Source organism: Flavobacterium aerium (assembly GCF_030766725.1).
Lineage (GTDB): Bacteria > Bacteroidota > Bacteroidia > Flavobacteriales > Flavobacteriaceae > Flavobacterium > Flavobacterium aerium.
On record NZ_JARQWR010000018.1, the window covers coordinates 1 to 16,885 of the forward strand.

Consider the following 16,885-nt stretch of genomic DNA (forward strand, 5'->3'; position numbering starts at 1 on the left):
TCCAATATCAGCACAGTTTGTATAAACAAACATACCTGTTTTCTGACCTTGTGGAGTCATCGTCATATTGATTGCTCCTGTAAAGTCTGGTGTATATGCATACACTACATCATCTCCATTTAAGTAAGCTCCTGCTATTCCGCAAGAAGTTCCTGGACTACCGGTATAATGGTTACCATAATTTGCCGTATTACTCGAATGAGTGTATGGTAAAGAAGGTACTGTTATAGGTGCTTCACAAGTTTCTCCATAAAAACGAGTACTAAAACTAAATGGTCCTACCCAGTTACTGTGTGAACCTGAAGCACAGGCTGCACGAACGTAATAATCATAGGCTGTACCTTGTGTTAATCCTCCTTTTAAATAGTTATTTGTGGTAATATTTGATGTAACAGTTGCTGGATCATTTGGTGCTCCTTGAGCCACAATATTAATATCCCATGTTGTTTCACCGCTATTTGCTGTCCATGTTAAGTTTGCAGAGATTAAAGTTGGGGTATTCATTGCTAAGTTTGTTGGCTCAAAACATAGCTCTTCAATTTCAACATCGTCTACTAACCAACGGTCACCCGTAGGATTTCTAACACCAACAAAGGCAACCCAAACAAATGGTTGATTTGCAAAAGCAGTTAATGAAACTGTTTTTTGTTGGTAAAGGTCAAAAGGGGCATTCAAACTAGTTTCATCCCATTCTTGAGCCTGTACGAAACTGGCTAAAGGTGGCATTACGTTAGTAGCTGAAGTCGCTACTTTAATCTGAAATTTTCCTCCTTGGTCGCCAAAAGTTCCTTGTCTGGTATAGAACTTTAATTGGCCATTCGTAATTCCCGCTAAACTCACTGGTTTCGTAATCAACCAGTCTTGACTAAGCGGTCCTCCAGTATTTTCTGAATTCAAATAAGCTGCCTTTGTTCCCGCATGAACAAACACCGGTACTGATGTGGAAGCCCAGCTGACACTGGTTGCCACAGCATTATCTGTAACGGTCCATCCGACTGGCGGAAAAACGGCTCCTTCAAATCCTTCCGTAAGCTGGCCATAGCTCACAAAGGATAAAAAGGTCATTAAGATTAATAAAGTAATTTTTCTCATAATTTGGTTTAAGTATGAATTTGATATAAGTTAAGGTCTCAAATTTAACTAATTTTATAAAAAATATAACATTTTAATTACATTTAACAAAAAAAATGTTAATGTTGACTAATCGTTTGGCAAATTGCCTAATTGAAAAACCAAATGATTAACTTTGTATTATAATCATATATATGCTAGAAAAAGAACAAATAAAATTTGAAAGAACCGTCATAGTTGGTATTGTAACGCAGAATCAAGAAGAGGAAAAACTGAACGAATACTTAGATGAATTAGAGTTTTTAACATTTACTGCTGGGGGTGAAGTGATCAAACGTTTCTCTCAAAAACTAGAAAGACCAAATCCTAAAACATTTTTAGGAACTGGTAAGATGGAAGAGATTAATTTATATACCCGAGAAAATAACATTTCAACAGTAATATTTGATGATGAATTATCGCCTTCTCAACAAAAAAATATTAGTAAGATTTTAGAATGTAAGGTTCTTGACCGTACAAACTTAATTCTCGATATTTTTGCTCAAAGAGCAGAAACTTCCTATGCCAGAACTCAAGTAGAATTGGCACAGTGTCAATATTTATTGCCTCGATTATCGGGAATGTGGACACACCTTGAGCGACAAAAAGGTGGTATTGGTATGCGTGGTCCTGGTGAAACGGAAATTGAAACAGATAGACGTATTGTCCGTGATAGAATCGCATTGTTAAAAGACAAGATTAAAGTTATAGACAAACAAATGTCTGTACAACGTAGTAACCGTGGTGCTATGGTACGTGTTGCCTTAGTTGGATATACTAATGTTGGTAAATCTACCTTAATGAATGTTATTAGTAAGAGTGACGTTTTTGTTGAAAACAAATTATTTGCAACTTTGGACACCACTGTTCGTAAAGTTGTAATTAGAAACTTGCCCTTTCTATTATCGGATACCGTTGGATTCATCCGAAAATTACCAACTCAATTAGTAGACTCTTTTAAAAGTACTTTAGATGAAGTTCGTGAGGCTGATTTATTATTACATGTAGTAGATATTTCTCATCCTGATTTTGAAGATCACATTAACTCTGTTAATAAAACACTTGAGGATATTAAGAGCAATGGGAAACCCGTAATTATGGTTTTCAATAAAATTGATGCTTACAAACATTTAACTATTGACGCAGACGATCTTGTAACTGAAAAAACAAGAAGACACTACACTCTAGAGGAGTGGAAAGAAACTTGGATGGCCAATGTAGGAGAAGATAATGCCTTATTTATTTCTGCAACTAACAAAGAGAACTTTGAAGAATTCAGAGAAAAAGTATACGATGCTGTACGAGAAATTCACATCACTCGATTCCCGTATAACAACTTCTTATATCCTGAATACAAAGAAGCTCCAAACGAAGAAGAAAAAGAATAACTTCTATTTTTATACTATAAAAAAACCTGTTCATTAATGAACAGGTTTTTTTATATAATATTTTATAGCGTTCTATTAGAAACCATAATTAATTCCTAAACCAAATACTTGTCTGATTTGAAATCCTTTAAAAGCATTATCATCATAAATCGTTTGAAAATTAAAATTCGTTGATAAGTACTTATTGATTTTTAAAACGACATTTAATTGATAGTCAAGATCTACATTTTGAAAATCTTCTAAATAGTTAGAATATAAATTCAAAATGTTTTCGAATGATACATTTTCCATCACATCCAATTTATAGTATGCTGATGCATTAAATCCTAATTCATATCTCATACTTTTTCCTTCTTTCACACCAAAATATTTTTCATCTGGTAAAGTCATATTTTTATCTACAAATGTAACTTTTGATGTTAGAGGTGCTAAATTGAATTTTAAATTATCACTTTTTTTCCATAAAAAACCTGGTCCAAAAGATAGATAACCTGGTGACAAGAAGTTCGTATATTCTGTTCTTGTTTCTGCACCATTCGCATCTTTACCATAATTATACCCTTGCGTAAATTGGGTTTTGAAGTTTAAAAATGCAGAATAGAACCAGTAGCCCTCTGCTTTTTTACCTACAATTGAGTTGATTTCTAAACGGTCATCTGTTTTTTTAGAAAAAGAATTCGTTTTAGTTTTTACGATACCGTAAGAGGCAATTATTTTGTTATCCCAATTCCAATCTCCTTTTTTGTAGTTGAAATCATAATTTAACCCGAAATTCCCCGAAATATTATTCTCTCCACCAGCTAACCAGTTATTAAATGCTGATTGATTGAACAATAAGGAAACATTCCCTTTAGTGGTCCACACCTTTGTAGTGTCAGGAGTTACTTCTTGGGCTTGTACACTCATCATCCCGAAGAGGCAAAGCAAACTAATTGCGATTTTTTTCATAGCAAATTTTTAAATTAGTATTACGTAGAAATAGCTACACTAGCACTCAAAATAAATCCGAATTACTAGTCACTATAATTCCTACATTATTTTTGTTAATACAAAGATAAAAAAAGTGTTAAAAAATCGAAGCTAAAAAGCTTATTTCTTTTTAAATAATGGTACAGCTGAACATGCTTCACCATACATAATACTCTTAGCATGAGGCTGTAAGTAGGTAGTCGCTATAACATAGGCACTCATAGGTACCGGCATTTTTGAGCATCCTTTAATAATAACAGGCTTATCCTGATATTCTGAATAATCCAACTTCGGTAATATATCTTGATACAGGGCTGTATCCAAGTCTTCTAATGTCCCGTGAATTACCTTTTTTGCATAAGGTGCAACTTGTAAAGTAACAAGTATATACGACCATGTAGGAACAATTGCATCTGTACTACAATAAACAACTACATATTGGTCTTGGTATTGTGACCAATCGTGTTCTGCTAGATAAGCTCTAAAATCTTTTTCTTTCAATAGAAATCCCTCGTAAAGCCATTGCGAAATATCAATTTTCGCTCGAACTCCTTTCGGGTAATAATCTTCTAAATCAAAAACACGCAAAGCACTATTTGCAACTCTATTGATAATTTCGCCTTCCATTTTAAATCAATCTAAATATTATTAGAATCTTTTCATTTATTAGAAATCAGGAATGTTATTATAACATTCCTAGTTCTAATTTTGCTTCTTCACTCATCAAATCTTTACTCCAAGGCGGATCAAAAGTGATTTCTACTTCTGCCCCTTTTACGTTGTCTATTGATTTTATTTTTTGTTCAACTTCTTGTGGTAATGATTCTGCGACAGGACAATTTGGAGAAGTCAAAGTCATTAAAACTTTTACCTCATAATCCGTATTCACCATTACATCGTATATTAATCCCAATTCATAAATATCAACAGGGATTTCAGGATCATAAATTGTCTTTAACATTTTTACAATTTCTTCTCCTAATTGATTTGTATCTATAACTACTTCTTCCATAACTTTTATTTTTTTGACTGGAATGCCAATGCATACATTTTTATTTGTTTAATCATCGATACCAATCCATTTGCACGAGTTGGAGAAAGGTGTTCTTTCAATCCAATTTCATCAATAAAATCTAAATTTGCATCTAGAATTGCTTTTGCTTCTTGATTAGAAAATGTTCGAATCAAAATGGCAATAATTCCTTTTGTCAAAATTGCATCACTATCTGCAGTAAAAACTACTTTACCGTCTTTTTCTTCACCTTGTAACCAAACTTTAGACTGGCAACCTTTGATAATATTGTCTTCTGTTTTATGCTCTTCTTTTATCAATGGTAAGCTCTTGCCTAGCTCAATAATATATTCGTAACGCTGCATCCAATCGTCAAACATTGAAAATTCATCAACGATTTCATTCTGTATTTCTTGAATATTCATTCTTATTCTTTTTTCTCCGATTTCTCTGTAGATAATGCTAATAATCTTTTTACAACTTTTTCAATTTCAACTGGTGGATGTCCATCATCAAAACTATCCGATGTATACGTCTGGTCTTTATAAATAACTTTAACTGCTGCTATAGCTGCCCCATCATAAAATCGTTTTTCTGTTGGTGCTTTAAATTCATTTAATTTTGACAAATCAACTTCTTCCAACAACTTCACAATACTATTCCACTCTGCTGTACTCAATTTATTCTTTTCTACATTTTTCATCTTTCTATCATTAATAGTGATGATAGTATCTTGTTTTGCAAGAACTTTATAATAAGAACCTCTTGATGCTGCTTCGTATTCAATTGAAATAGAATCCTTCTCTTTTTTAAGATCTGAATTACATCCTTTACCTAAAAATACAACTAGAAATAATAGCGAAATTGTTTTCATAAATTTATGGTTTTTAAGTCAACATTAGTTTTGCTTTTTTTATGGCTTCTACCATACTATCAATCTCTTCCTTAGTATTATAAAATGCAAATGATGCTCTTATTGTACCTGGAATATTAAAATATGTCATGATGGGTTGTGCACAATGATGCCCCGTTCTTACTGCAATTCCTAATTTATCAATTATAGAACCGATGTCATAAGGATGTAGTCCTTCAATATTAAACGAAATTACGGAAGTTTTCTCATTTGAAGTACCATAAATTTTTAATCCTTCTATTTCCAGTAATCGTTTTGTACCATACACCAATAACTCATGTTCATATTCTGCTATATTTTCAAACCCAATACCATTTAAATAATCTAAAGCCGTCCCTAAAACTATTCCTCCTGCAATATTGGGTGTACCTGCTTCAAATTTATGAGGCAATTCGGCATAAGTAGTTTTTTCAAATGTCACTTCTTTAATCATTTCACCACCACCTTGATAAGGAGGTAAAGCATTCAGTAAACTTTCTTTACCATATAATATACCTGTACCTGTAGGTCCGCATATTTTATGTCCAGAAAACACATAATAATCACAATCTAAGTCCTGAACATCTGGCTTAATATGTGGTGCAGATTGTGCTCCATCAATTAAAACAACTGCTCCTACTTCATGTGCTTTTTTGATCATGAATTTAATCGGGTTGATCGTCCCTAATGCATTCGAAATATGGTTTACGGTTACAATCTTTGTTTTTTCAGAAAGCAACTTTACATATTCATCCATTACCAGTTCCCCATTTTCATTCATTGGGATTACTTTTAATATGGCTCCTGTTCTTTCACATAACATTTGCCATGGAACGATATTCGAATGATGTTCCATTGCAGATACTAAAATAACATCTTCTGGTTTTAATAAGGTAGTATAACCACTCGCTACTAGGTTAATACCATGAGTTGTACCAGATGTAAAAATTATTTCATGTGCTTTTTCGGCATTAACATGATCTTGAATTTTTTTTCTGGATATCTCATAAGCATCAGTTGCTAATTGGCTTAAAGTATGAACACCTCTATGTATGTTGGCATTGATTTCTTCATAATATTTTGTAATCGCTTCTAATACAACTTTTGGTTTTTGTGAAGTAGCTGCATTATCAAAATATACTAAGGGTTTCCCATTCACTTTTTGTGAAAGTATTGGAAAATCGGATCTAACGGATTGAATATCTAACATTTTATATCGAAAATAGAGGCAAAGTTACGGTTTGTTTATCGAAAACAAGAAAATTTAATATAGAATTAAGTTATCCTTTTTTTAAGAATAAATCCTTTTACAGGTTAAAAAAAATAGATAGATTTGCCTTTATTTAGATTAATTAAAAACAAATAAATATTCGTTCATGAAAAAATTAAATATCGTAATCGTATTAGCGATGATCTCGTTAACGTTTTTTTCTTGCAAAAATGAGGAAAAGAAAACTGAGGAAACTCCTGTAGAAGTAGTTACTACTCAAAAAATTGTGTCTTTGAATGGTGCTTTAACAGAAATTGTTAGTGCTTTAGGTCATGAAAAAGAAATCGTTGGAGTGGATGTTACTAGTACTTATCCAGAATCTATTAAAAAAACGGCACAAGATTTAGGTCATGTTCGTTCTCTTTCTATTGAAGCGATTATGGCATTACAGCCAACCGTAATTTTTGCTACTGATAAAGATTTAAATCCTGAGTTATTAGAAAAAATAAAAAAATCAGGAGTTCAAGCTCATATCTTCACTCAAGAGTTCACAAAAGAAGGAACAAAAAAATTAGTTGAAGAAGCTGCAACTGTATTAAAGAACACTGATTTCAAGAAATTACAAACTACAATTGATGAGCAACTTGCTCAAGTAAAACCAATTGCAAAGGCACCAAAAGTATTATTTATTTATGCACGTGGAGCTGGAACATTAATGGTTGCAGGGACAAATACACCTGTAGAAAAAATTATCGCTCTTGCTGGTGGTCAAAATGCAATTACTGAATTTGAAGATTTCAAACCTCTTACTCCAGAATCATTATTAAAAGGAAATCCAGATGTTATTTTATTATTCACTACAGGTCTTCAAAGTCTTGGTGGTATTGATGGAGTACTTAAAATTCAAGGAATTGACAAAACAAATGCAGGTAAAAACAAAAAAATAATCGCAATGGACGGCCAATTATTATCTGGTTTCGGACCAAGATTAGGAGAAGCTACATTACAATTGAACAGTCTGTTAATAGAAAATGCAAAATAAATTACCCATATACATCCTATTAAGCCTACTACTGCTAGTGATGCTAGCAGTAGTTTCGTTATATACGGGTGTTTACCAATTCGAGAAACATTCTATTTTCGAAATTTTCAAAAGCGTGTTTTATTCAGATGAAACACTTTCTAAAAGCGACCAATATGTACTTTTAGAATTGCGTTTGCCACGCATTATAATGGCTATTTTAGTAGGAAGTGCATTAGCCGTATCTGGAACTTGTTTGCAAGGGATGTTTAAAAATCCTTTGGCTTCTCCAGATATTATCGGGATTACTTCAGGATCTTCATTATTTGCAGCGATAACAATTGTTCTTGGTGCATCAATAAGACCTTACATTCCACCTGTATTTCATTATTCACTATTAAGTATTGCTGCTTTCATTGGAGCTTTGTTAACGATGTCATTTATCTACAAAGCTGCTACAACAAATGGGAAAACCAATGTTATAGTAATGCTGTTGTCTGGAGTGGCAATCACAGCACTCGCTGGGGCAATTACTGGTTTTTTAACTTTTTTATCGAAAGATGAAGAATTGCGTGACTTAACTTTCTGGAGTTTAGGGAGTTTAGGCGGTGCAAATTGGTCAAAAAATGGTATTTTAGCAGTCGTTATAATCCTTGCTTATTCTTTATTAATAACAAAAGGAAAAGCATTGAATGCAATGATGTTAGGTGAAAAGGATGCACAACATATTGGTATACGAGTTGAAACAATCAAAAAAAGAATTATTGTACTAACGGCATTATTAGTGGGTACGTCTGTTGCTTTTTCTGGAAGTATAGCGTTTGTAGGATTAATTATTCCTTACATACTGCGTCTAATTTTCAAATCAAATTATCATATAATACTACCTATGTCGGCAATTTTTGGAAGTATATTACTTCTAGCAGCTGACACAATTAGTAGAGTAATTGTTGCTCCTTCTGAAATTCCAATTGGAATTTTAACAGCATTTATGGGTGCGCCAATTTTTATTGCGATACTCGTACATTATAAAAAATCAATGTAATTATGTTACAAGCGCATAAAATATCTTATTCACACAAAAAGGTTGCTATCTTGGATAGTATCGATGTTTCTGTAAACTATGGTGAGTTATTAGTTATCGTAGGTCCAAATGGAGCAGGAAAATCGACGTTACTGAGTTTATTAGCCAATGAAATGGATAAGAAAGAAGATGTTATTTTATTCAAGAAAAAAACATTTCAAGAATGGGACTTCAAAGAATTGGCTCAAAATAAAGCTAAATTTTCTCAGCAAAATAGCAATGACATTCCTCTTTCTGTAAAGGATGTCGTGATGATGGGAAGATATCCTTACTTTAATGCTGTTCCGCGAAACATTGATATTGAAGCAGCAGAGAATGCAATGCAAGAAACGGATGTTTTAGCTATGCAAACCCGCGATTATAATTCATTATCTGGAGGAGAGAAACAACGTGTACATTTAGCTCGTGTTATGACTCAACTGGATAATTCTATTATGCATAAATTACTATTTCTTGATGAGCCATTGAATAATTTAGATGTTTTACATCAGCATAAAATATTACATACCATTAAGAATTTTACCAAAAAAGGAAATACTGCCATTGTGGTGCTACATGATTTAAATTTAGCTGCACAATTTGCAGATTCAATATTACTAATGCAAAAAGGGAAAATAGTTGCTCATGATGAACCTCAGAAAGTTTTCACTTCTGAAATCATTAGTAAAGTGTACAATTTTCCTTGTACAATATGCCCAAATCCAGTAACAAAAAATCCAATAATAATTTTCGGAAATTAATACCAAATAAAAAATGAATACGATTACCAACAACTTAAAAACACAGTGGGAAAAGCTAAAAGCAGAAAACCCACACATCAGAATTCGTAATGCTGCAGAACAATTAGGTGTTAGCGAAGTAGAACTATTAGCCACTAACTGTGGAGAAAACGTAACAAGATTAAACCGCGAATTTGCTCAGATTCTCCTTGAAGTAGAATCATTAGGTAAAGTAATGGGTTTAACACGTAATGACGAATGTGTACATGAGCGTAAAGGTGTATATTCAAATGGTGAGTTCAACTCTCCTCATGTTGGTTTATTCGTAAATGAAGATATCGATATGCGTGTTTTTATCGGTCATTGGGATAAAGCATTTGCTGTAGCTGAAAAATCAGAACATGGAGATCGTAAAAGTTTACAATTCTTCGGAAAAGATGGATTAGCATTACACAAGATCTACCTTACAAAAGACAGCAATGAAGAAGCATTTGATGCTTTAGTTGCAAAATATAAATCCGACAATCAAGAGCCTACAGAAACTACCGTAGCAATTCCATTTGTTATTGATGAGAAACCAGATGGTGAAATTGATCTTGCTGGATTCCAAGCTGCTTGGAAAACGTTAAAAGATACACACGAATTTTTTGGTATGTTGAAAAAATTCGGAGTAAGCAGAACTCAAGCTTTACGTTTAGCTCCAAATGAAGATTTAGCTAAAAAAGTAGACAATAGTACTGTTGTGAAAATTCTTGAAGGTGCTTCTGCAACAAAATTACCAATCATGGTTTTTGTTGGAAACAGAGGAAACATCCAAATTCATACCGGATTAGTTAGAAAAACAATGTGGCATAATGAATGGTTCAATGTAATGGATCCAGATTTCAACTTGCATTTAGATACTACAAAAATTGCTCAAACTTGGATTGTTAGAAAACCAACTGAGGATGGCGTAGTAACTGCTATTGAAGTTTTCAATGAAATGGGAGAAATTATCGTTCAACTTTTCGGAAAAAGAAAACCAGGTATTCCAGAATTGGAAGAATGGAGAAGTTTAGTTGCTTCAGTATAACGTTCAGTTATTAATTCAATACTAGTACAATCCAGCTTCTTTGTTTATCCTTAGAAGTCTGGATTGTTTTTTTATAATACTATTTATTAAATAGATTTATTCTTTAGCTCTATCCAACGAGACATAAATTCAGTACTTCTCATTTGATGAAAATGTAGCATCGATCCTATAAAATTATTCATTCGATGCTCTTTTAGTTCCTGTTGAATTTTATAGATACGATCTATTAAACCCACCGTTACTATTCCTTTCAGATAGCGGTGTTCAATAATCGTTTTGCCTTTCATCTGGGCCTCTTCCCATCTTAATTCATCTTCGTACAATTGCACAGCATAATCTGCAATTTGTTCCGGATCATCAGCTATAAATCCATTCCAAGGTAATTCACCATGCATTGATTCCGCTCCAATTGAAGTAGTAATACTGGGTGTTCCGCATTGCATTGCTTCTAACAGCTTGCCTTTTATTCCTGCTCCAAATCGTATGGGTGCTAAAACTATTCTTGAATTCCGAACTACTTCTTGAATATCATCTACCCTACCTTTAATTATAAAATGTTCTTTGGACTGATGTAATTGTAAAACTTTCTGTGAAGGATAAGCTCCATAAATATTCATATTTGCCGATGGTATTCTTTTTCGAATCAAGGGCCAAATTGTCTTTTTTAAATAAAGGGTTGCATCCCAATTCGGCTCGTGCAAAAAATTGCCCATAAAGACAAAATCTTTTCGAGTATGAAAATCTGGTAAATTATTAAATTCATCAAGGACAATCGAATCAATCCATATCGGTAAATAGTACAATAATGTAGAATCTACTTTAAATTCTTTTTGCAATAATTCCATTTCAAATTCTGAAATGATCAGAGTCATATCACATCGCAAAATGCTCGCAACCTCTCTTTTGGCAGCATCAGAAAATAAATCAGCTCGTTCAAAGCTTCTATTTTCTTTTACTGCTAATTGTCGGGCCAATCTTAAGCTGTGTAAATCCTCAGTGTCTAAGATTCGCAAGGCATTCGGGCAATGTTCTGCTACCCGCCATCCAAATTGTTCTTCCATCATAAATCGATCAAATAATACAATGGAGGGATTTAATTCCTGGATAAAAACATCAAAACTACTTGCATTTAAAGTAATTGATTTCTTTTCAACACCTATGGTACTCAAATCAAACATAAAATCACTGTCCATTGCAGGGCTCGCAAACGTTATTTGCCATCCTTGTTCTTGGAATAAGGAAATCAATTGAATCATACGTGTTCCAGCTGCCGATGACTTGGGTTCTGGCCACACATATCCAATAATTAAAACCTGTTGCTTTTGATTCATATCCTGAGTTTACTGCAAAATAAAAGTAATTTACATTGGAATCAAAACGAAAGCACCCTAATCACTCCTTCTAATAAGACCAAAAAAATTCACTATTTTTACAAATCTTAAAATAACACAATATGTTAGGATTAAAGCTTACAACAGACCCGAGATGGGTAAATATCGTCGAATCAAATATCGAAGAAATTTTAACCGATCATGCATGGTGCGAACAAAAGGCTGCAACAAATGCTATTACTATGATTACCTATAATTCAGAATTAGAGGAATTAGTAACAGAATTATTAGTGATTGCAAAAGAGGAATTAGATCATTTACAATTAGTACATAACCTTATTAAAAGTAAAGGTCTAACTCTAGGGAGAGAACGAAAAGATCATTATGTGAATGAACTTTTTAAATTTATGAAAAAGGATGGTAGTCGCAAAGATGCATTAGTAGATCGTCTTCTATTTTCAGCAATGATTGAGGCAAGAAGCTGTGAACGTTTTAAAGTTCTTTCTGAAAATATTAAAGATCCCGAATTAGCAAAATTCTATAGAGATTTAATGATTAGTGAAGCTGGGCATTATACAACCTTCTTAGGTTTTGCTCGCAAATATGGCGACGGAATAGATGTTGACAAACGTTGGAAAGAATGGTTGGCTTTTGAAAATTCCATTATCATTAATTATGGGAAAAATGAAACCATACATGGATAAATAAAATATTTAATGCCTCATCTTATTGAGGCATTTTTTTTTACAAAAAAGTAAAAAACAAAAAAAGACTGTTGTTTCCAACAGCCTCTTTTCTTCTTCATAGCAATTTTATAACTATACTAAATAACTAACTATACTTCTTTGATAAACTCACCAGCTGCTGTAAATAGGGCAGTTACATTAGCACCATCTTTTGACAATACTAATTTGTATTCTCCATCAGCAGCAACATTTGCTTCTTGTAAAGAGTACCCTGCATATTTCGTGCCAATTTGTTTCAAAGCGTCTGAAGAAATTTCAGAAGCTTCAATTTTTTTATATTCTTTCTCTTGATTCATCTCTGTTTTAGTACCTTGAACAGATACAGTTGATGCTGTTGCATTAAATCCTAATCCTAAAACTAAAGCTGCTGTTAAAAATAAATTTTTCATAATACTAATATTTTTGATTTATACTTGTTTCCTGATTAAGTATTATGAAATAAACATGCCATTGTTCTGAATACCACAAAACACAATAATTAAACACCTTAATTACAGAGTTTTACAAAAAATTGAAGTCTATTCTTTTTTAATTTTAATTGAGATATTATTGTAGAAGTACCATTTTTATTGTAGAAATCCCTATCATTATTCCTAAAATAAGCTCATCCTTTGTACTTCTATTTTCTACAAATTACTATTCTAGTATTTACTATAAACTTGCTTTTCTGATTATTTTAACAAATCGGATAATTTAACATTTAGCCTATTTTCACTTAATCTTCAGAGACTTTATTTGCGGCGAACAATAAAACTAACAAAAATGAAAAAAATCATTTTACCTCTTGCCCTATTAACGACTTTGATCTCCTGTGACAAGGATTCCAATTCCGAGACAACTACTCCATCGGATCAAATCGCATTTGCAAACCATTCTACAACTCCTGTTTTAGTAAAAAAGAAAAGTGGATTTGAATCCCTTGACATTTTTGCTCTAATTGGTTCTGATGATGTATTACCACAAACACCAAATTTCGTTTTTGGTGGTTCTGCTGATGGTTCAGGATTATTAAAAAATAGCGATGGAACTTTTACTTTTTTGGTCAATCATGAAGATAACTTCGCTGTTTCAAGAGTGACTTTAGACAAAACATTCAAACCTGTTAAAGGAGAGTATTTACTAAATTCTAGCGGAGGAACATGGCGTTTATGTGGTGCAACTATGGCCACACCTGCTGAACATGGATTTGGACCTACTTATTTAACATGTGGTGAATCTGGAGAAGAATCTCGTACACATGCCATTGATCCTTATGCATCGATTGCTTCTGCAAGTGTATCTAGAGAACTTCCTGGATTAGGTCGTTTAAGTGCTGAGAATGCTTTGCCTTTAAAAGCTACGGCATTTCCTGGAAAAACTGTTATTGTAATTGGAGATGACGATTCTGGTACTTATGGTGGCCAAGTGTTCATGTATGTTTCAAATTCTGTTGGAAATTTATCAAACGGATCACTTTACATGATGAAAAGAAATGATGACAACCAAAGAGAAAAAGATATTGTAGAAAATCAAACCTATGGTGTTGAATTTGTAAAAATTGACAATCATACTACATTAACTGGTGCTCAGATTAATGCTTCTGTAAATGCATTAAAAGCAATCAAATTTGGTCGTGTTGAAGATTTAGATTATCGTAAAGGTGGCGGAAATGCAGATAGAGAAATCTATTTTAATGTTACTGGTCAAAATACGACTGGAACAAATGCAGATAATTCCAGAACAAAATATGGTAGAGTTTATAAATTAAATTTAAATGCTACAAATCCACTATTAGGTTCACTAGAAGTTGTTTTAGATGGAGACAATCGTTCAGGAATTGCTGGTGCTTTTCAAAATCCTGATAACATCTGTGTCACAAAAAACTATGCGTATATTCAAGAAGATGCAAACGGTTATGGTGATGAAGCACATGATGGATATATCTATCAATATAACCTAGCAACTAAACAATTAAAAGTTGTCGTAGAATTAGACCACCGTCGTACAGCTGCAGATGCTGCAAAATATAATGTTGGTGGATTATCTAATTTTGGTGATTGGGAATATGGTGCATTAATTGATGTTTCAGATCAATTAGGAGTTCCTGATACTTTCTTATTGAGTGTACAACCTCATACTTGGACAGGAACACGTTACAAAGGTGTTGACGGTGGAACTGTTCGCCCAAATGAAAATCAAGCAAGCCAAATTTTATTAATCAAAGGTTTACAACGATAACAATCAACTTCCTAATAAAACTTTTACCACGATTCTTCATTAAGTCTCGTGGTATCGGTTTTTAATAACTACACAACTATCATGTACATTTTTCAACCAAAAATTAAAAAAACAACAATCATATTACTAGGTGTTTTCTTTTGTTTGTGCTCTTGCCAAAAAAAAGAAAATCATGCAGAACAAATCAATTCATTATTCAAAAAAGATATTTTATCCTTAACAAAAAGCATTAATGATTTTGAAAAAGCTGTAAAATCAAATAGCAATAATTCTCAAATACAACAACAATTTCTCCTTGCGCGACAAGGTTATAAGAAAGTAGAAATGCTAAATGAATACTATTTTCCTAATGTAGCAAAGTCTATTAATGGGCCTGCATTAGATGAATTTGAGGAAAATGACAATAAAGTTATTCCCCCAGAAGGTTTTCAGGTGATCGAAGAATTACTTTTTCCAACTTACGATTCTTCGAATCAAGCTGAGCTTTTAGTACAAATCGGAATTCTTTCTGGTAATTTGAAAAGGCTTTCAAAAATGTCCGAAACCACTATTTTAACCGATGCACAAATTTTTGAAGCTATGCGATTGGAGTTATTCCGAATTGTAACATTAGGTATAACTGGTTTTGATGCCCCTATAGCTCAGAATAGTATTATTGAAGCACATTCAGCATTACAAAATATGGAATCTTATTATAAAATTTATGCAGATAATAATACTCAGGGGCCATTTAAAAGTACCTTACAACTTTTTGAAAAAGGAAAAACAATCCTAGAATCCTCTAAAAATTTCAATGATTTTAATCGCGCTAAATTTATTTTAGAAATTGCCAATCCTCTAGGCTTTGCAATAGCGGAAACGAAAAGTTATTTCAATATAACATCCCCAATTGAAAAGACTCCTTTAAAAGCAAGTGCCACTCAATTATTTGGTTCAAATGTTTTTGATGTGGATGCATTTTCTGCCTTTCCTGACTATGAAACTACACCTGAAAAAATTGCCTTAGGGAAAGTTCTTTTTAATGATCCAATTCTATCAAAAAACAATAGTCGTTCTTGTGCATCATGTCATCATGCTGATAAAGCATTTACTGATGGACAAACTACTTCATTGACTTTGGATGGTAAGTCTTTTATAAAACGAAATACTCCTACAATTTTAAATATAGGTTACCAAAGAGCTTATTTTTCAGATTCCAGAGTAGCTTATTTAGAAGATCAAGCTTTAGATGTTATTGCTAACAAAGATGAAATGCATGGATCTGTTGATAATGCAGTAATTGAGATTAATAAAAACAAAGAATATACCTCTAAATTTCAAAAGGCTTTTCCTAACAGAAAGATTGATGGTTTTGCAATTAAAAATTCTTTGGCCTCTTATATCCGTTCATTAAGTAATTATAATTCTAAATTTGATGTGCACATGAGCGGAAAAAAATTAGTTATGAATAGTACTGAAGTCGCTGGTTTTAATCTATTTACTGGTAAAGCAAAATGTGCTACTTGTCATTTTATTCCATTAACGAATGGAACTGTTCCGCCTCATTTTAATAAATCAGAAAGTGAAGTATTGGGTGTTCCTAATAAATGGAATAAACTAGATAATGATTTAGGAAAATACAATTTAACTCAAGCAGATATGCATAAATATTCATTCAAAACACCAACAATTCGTAATATAGCTTTAACGGCTCCCTATATGCACAATGGGGTTTACAATACTTTGGAAGAAGTCATGGATTTTTATAATGAAGGTGGTGGAAATGCTAAGGGATATAATCTTCCAAATCAAACATTACCTGAAGACAAACTAAATTTATCTAAAACTGAAATAAATCAGCTTATAGCCTTTATGAAGACTCTAACCGATACACAGTATCAAAATTAATACTAATTCCAATAGAGCGCTTTTAAATCACTTCATTAAAATAAACAAATTCGTCATTACTGTTTAATAAATCAAACAGTAATGACGAATCATAATTTACTTCTCAAAAATTAATAAAAACAAAAAACCCTATCCGATATGGATAGGGTTTTTAAAAGAAAGGCGACGACATACTCTCCCACAAATTGCAGTACCATCTGCGCAGGCGGGCTTAACTACTCTGTTCG

General features: G+C 32.7%; 17 protein-coding genes. 8 read left to right on the forward strand and 9 right to left on the reverse strand.

The genetic code is table 11. The annotated features are described in order from the left end of the window. Positions 1-1,092: choice-of-anchor J domain-containing protein (locus P6733_RS17505; protein ID WP_306354252.1), on the reverse strand; the 1,092-nt coding region annotated here is incomplete at its 3' end. Positions 1,093-1,265: 173 nt separating this feature from the next. Here P6733_RS17505 and hflX point away from each other — a divergent pair. Then, a complete protein-coding gene (gene hflX, locus P6733_RS17510; RefSeq protein WP_306354253.1) occupies positions 1,266-2,498 on the forward strand; it encodes a GTPase HflX in 1,233 nt (410 codons plus the stop codon). Positions 2,499-2,573: 75 nt separating this feature from the next. Here the strand turns inward: hflX and P6733_RS17515 are convergent, their stop codons facing one another. The 6 genes from P6733_RS17515 to P6733_RS17540 form a co-directional block, all read right to left on the reverse strand. Then, complete coding sequence (locus P6733_RS17515; RefSeq protein ID WP_306354254.1) at positions 2,574-3,446, reverse strand: DUF3078 domain-containing protein; 873 nt, start codon at positions 3,444-3,446, stop codon at positions 2,574-2,576. A 141-nt stretch (positions 3,447-3,587) separates the two neighbouring features. Beyond that, complete coding sequence (locus tag P6733_RS17520) at positions 3,588-4,094, reverse strand: DUF2480 family protein (protein WP_306354255.1); 507 nt, start codon at positions 4,092-4,094, stop codon at positions 3,588-3,590. Between the two features lie 58 nt (positions 4,095-4,152). Next, on the reverse strand, positions 4,153-4,479 hold the full coding sequence (locus P6733_RS17525; protein ID WP_306354256.1) for an SUF system Fe-S cluster assembly protein: 327 nt from the start codon (positions 4,477-4,479) through the stop codon (positions 4,153-4,155). A 5-nt stretch (positions 4,480-4,484) separates the two neighbouring features. Further along, the gene (locus P6733_RS17530) at positions 4,485-4,904 is read right to left on the reverse strand and encodes a SufE family protein (protein ID WP_306354257.1); all 420 of its coding nucleotides are present in this window, start codon (positions 4,902-4,904) and stop codon (positions 4,485-4,487) included. Positions 4,905-4,906: 2 nt separating this feature from the next. After that, a complete protein-coding gene (locus tag P6733_RS17535; protein ID WP_306354258.1) occupies positions 4,907-5,353 on the reverse strand; it encodes a hypothetical protein in 447 nt (148 codons plus the stop codon). Between the two features lie 13 nt (positions 5,354-5,366). Continuing rightward, on the reverse strand, positions 5,367-6,581 hold the full coding sequence (locus tag P6733_RS17540; protein WP_306354259.1) for an aminotransferase class V-fold PLP-dependent enzyme: 1,215 nt from the start codon (positions 6,579-6,581) through the stop codon (positions 5,367-5,369). Positions 6,582-6,747: 166 nt separating this feature from the next. On the opposite strand from P6733_RS17540, the gene P6733_RS17545 reads away from it, so the two are divergent. The 4 genes from P6733_RS17545 to P6733_RS17560 are packed head-to-tail and all read left to right on the forward strand — an operon-like array spanning position 6,748 to position 10,477. Next, complete coding sequence (locus P6733_RS17545; RefSeq protein WP_306354260.1) at positions 6,748-7,623, forward strand: heme/hemin ABC transporter substrate-binding protein; 876 nt, start codon at positions 6,748-6,750, stop codon at positions 7,621-7,623. After that, complete coding sequence (locus tag P6733_RS17550; RefSeq protein ID WP_306354261.1) at positions 7,613-8,647, forward strand: FecCD family ABC transporter permease; 1,035 nt, start codon at positions 7,613-7,615, stop codon at positions 8,645-8,647. The genes P6733_RS17545 and P6733_RS17550 overlap by 11 nt, the downstream gene beginning before the upstream one ends. Positions 8,648-8,649: 2 nt before the next feature. Further along, the gene (locus P6733_RS17555; protein ID WP_306354262.1) at positions 8,650-9,426 is read left to right on the forward strand and encodes a heme ABC transporter ATP-binding protein; all 777 of its coding nucleotides are present in this window, start codon (positions 8,650-8,652) and stop codon (positions 9,424-9,426) included. Between the two features lie 13 nt (positions 9,427-9,439). Further along, the gene (locus tag P6733_RS17560; protein ID WP_306354263.1) at positions 9,440-10,477 is read left to right on the forward strand and encodes a hemin-degrading factor; all 1,038 of its coding nucleotides are present in this window, start codon (positions 9,440-9,442) and stop codon (positions 10,475-10,477) included. An 86-nt stretch (positions 10,478-10,563) separates the two neighbouring features. On the opposite strand, the gene P6733_RS17565 is transcribed toward P6733_RS17560, so the two are convergent. Continuing rightward, positions 10,564-11,808: a glycosyltransferase gene (locus P6733_RS17565; RefSeq protein ID WP_306354264.1), complete on the reverse strand. Its 1,245-nt coding sequence runs from the start codon at positions 11,806-11,808 to the stop codon at positions 10,564-10,566. 122 nt (positions 11,809-11,930) lie between these two features. On the opposite strand from P6733_RS17565, the gene P6733_RS17570 reads away from it, so the two are divergent. After that, the gene (locus tag P6733_RS17570; RefSeq protein WP_306354265.1) at positions 11,931-12,512 is read left to right on the forward strand and encodes a MiaE family protein; all 582 of its coding nucleotides are present in this window, start codon (positions 11,931-11,933) and stop codon (positions 12,510-12,512) included. 131 nt (positions 12,513-12,643) lie between these two features. Here the strand turns inward: P6733_RS17570 and P6733_RS17575 are convergent, their stop codons facing one another. Further along, positions 12,644-12,943 (reverse strand): hypothetical protein, encoded by a 300-nt coding sequence (locus P6733_RS17575; RefSeq protein ID WP_306354266.1) that lies wholly within the window; start codon positions 12,941-12,943, stop codon positions 12,644-12,646. Positions 12,944-13,316: 373 nt separating this feature from the next. Here P6733_RS17575 and P6733_RS17580 point away from each other — a divergent pair, with 373 nt between their 5' ends. Beyond that, positions 13,317-14,771, forward strand: coding sequence for a PhoX family protein (locus tag P6733_RS17580; protein WP_306354267.1), 1,455 nt, complete (start codon positions 13,317-13,319; stop codon positions 14,769-14,771). Between the two features lie 81 nt (positions 14,772-14,852). Beyond that, positions 14,853-16,658 carry a cytochrome-c peroxidase gene (locus P6733_RS17585; protein WP_306354268.1) on the forward strand — a complete coding sequence of 602 codons (1,806 nt, stop codon included), beginning with the start codon at positions 14,853-14,855 and terminating at the stop codon, positions 16,656-16,658. Positions 16,659-16,885 lie beyond the last annotated feature (227 nt).

What these genes read in the sequence shown, in the direction of transcription:
- hflX (WP_306354253.1), top strand. Translation starts at nt 1,266, where the DNA reads ATGCTAGAAAAAGAACAAATAAAATTTGAAAGAACCGTCATAGTTGGT.
- P6733_RS17515 (WP_306354254.1), bottom strand. Translation starts at nt 3,446, where the DNA reads ATGAAAAAAATCGCAATTAGTTTGCTTTGCCTCTTCGGGATGATGAGT.
- P6733_RS17520 (WP_306354255.1), bottom strand. Translation starts at nt 4,094, where the DNA reads ATGGAAGGCGAAATTATCAATAGAGTTGCAAATAGTGCTTTGCGTGTT.
- P6733_RS17525 (WP_306354256.1), bottom strand. Translation starts at nt 4,479, where the DNA reads ATGGAAGAAGTAGTTATAGATACAAATCAATTAGGAGAAGAAATTGTA.
- P6733_RS17530 (WP_306354257.1), bottom strand. Translation starts at nt 4,904, where the DNA reads ATGAATATTCAAGAAATACAGAATGAAATCGTTGATGAATTTTCAATG.
- P6733_RS17535 (WP_306354258.1), bottom strand. Translation starts at nt 5,353, where the DNA reads ATGAAAACAATTTCGCTATTATTTCTAGTTGTATTTTTAGGTAAAGGA.
- P6733_RS17540 (WP_306354259.1), bottom strand. Translation starts at nt 6,581, where the DNA reads ATGTTAGATATTCAATCCGTTAGATCCGATTTTCCAATACTTTCACAA.
- P6733_RS17545 (WP_306354260.1), top strand. Translation starts at nt 6,748, where the DNA reads ATGAAAAAATTAAATATCGTAATCGTATTAGCGATGATCTCGTTAACG.
- P6733_RS17550 (WP_306354261.1), top strand. Translation starts at nt 7,613, where the DNA reads ATGCAAAATAAATTACCCATATACATCCTATTAAGCCTACTACTGCTA.
- P6733_RS17555 (WP_306354262.1), top strand. Translation starts at nt 8,650, where the DNA reads ATGTTACAAGCGCATAAAATATCTTATTCACACAAAAAGGTTGCTATC.
- P6733_RS17560 (WP_306354263.1), top strand. Translation starts at nt 9,440, where the DNA reads ATGAATACGATTACCAACAACTTAAAAACACAGTGGGAAAAGCTAAAA.
- P6733_RS17565 (WP_306354264.1), bottom strand. Translation starts at nt 11,808, where the DNA reads ATGAATCAAAAGCAACAGGTTTTAATTATTGGATATGTGTGGCCAGAA.
- P6733_RS17570 (WP_306354265.1), top strand. Translation starts at nt 11,931, where the DNA reads ATGTTAGGATTAAAGCTTACAACAGACCCGAGATGGGTAAATATCGTC.
- P6733_RS17575 (WP_306354266.1), bottom strand. Translation starts at nt 12,943, where the DNA reads ATGAAAAATTTATTTTTAACAGCAGCTTTAGTTTTAGGATTAGGATTT.
- P6733_RS17580 (WP_306354267.1), top strand. Translation starts at nt 13,317, where the DNA reads ATGAAAAAAATCATTTTACCTCTTGCCCTATTAACGACTTTGATCTCC.
- P6733_RS17585 (WP_306354268.1), top strand. Translation starts at nt 14,853, where the DNA reads ATGTACATTTTTCAACCAAAAATTAAAAAAACAACAATCATATTACTA.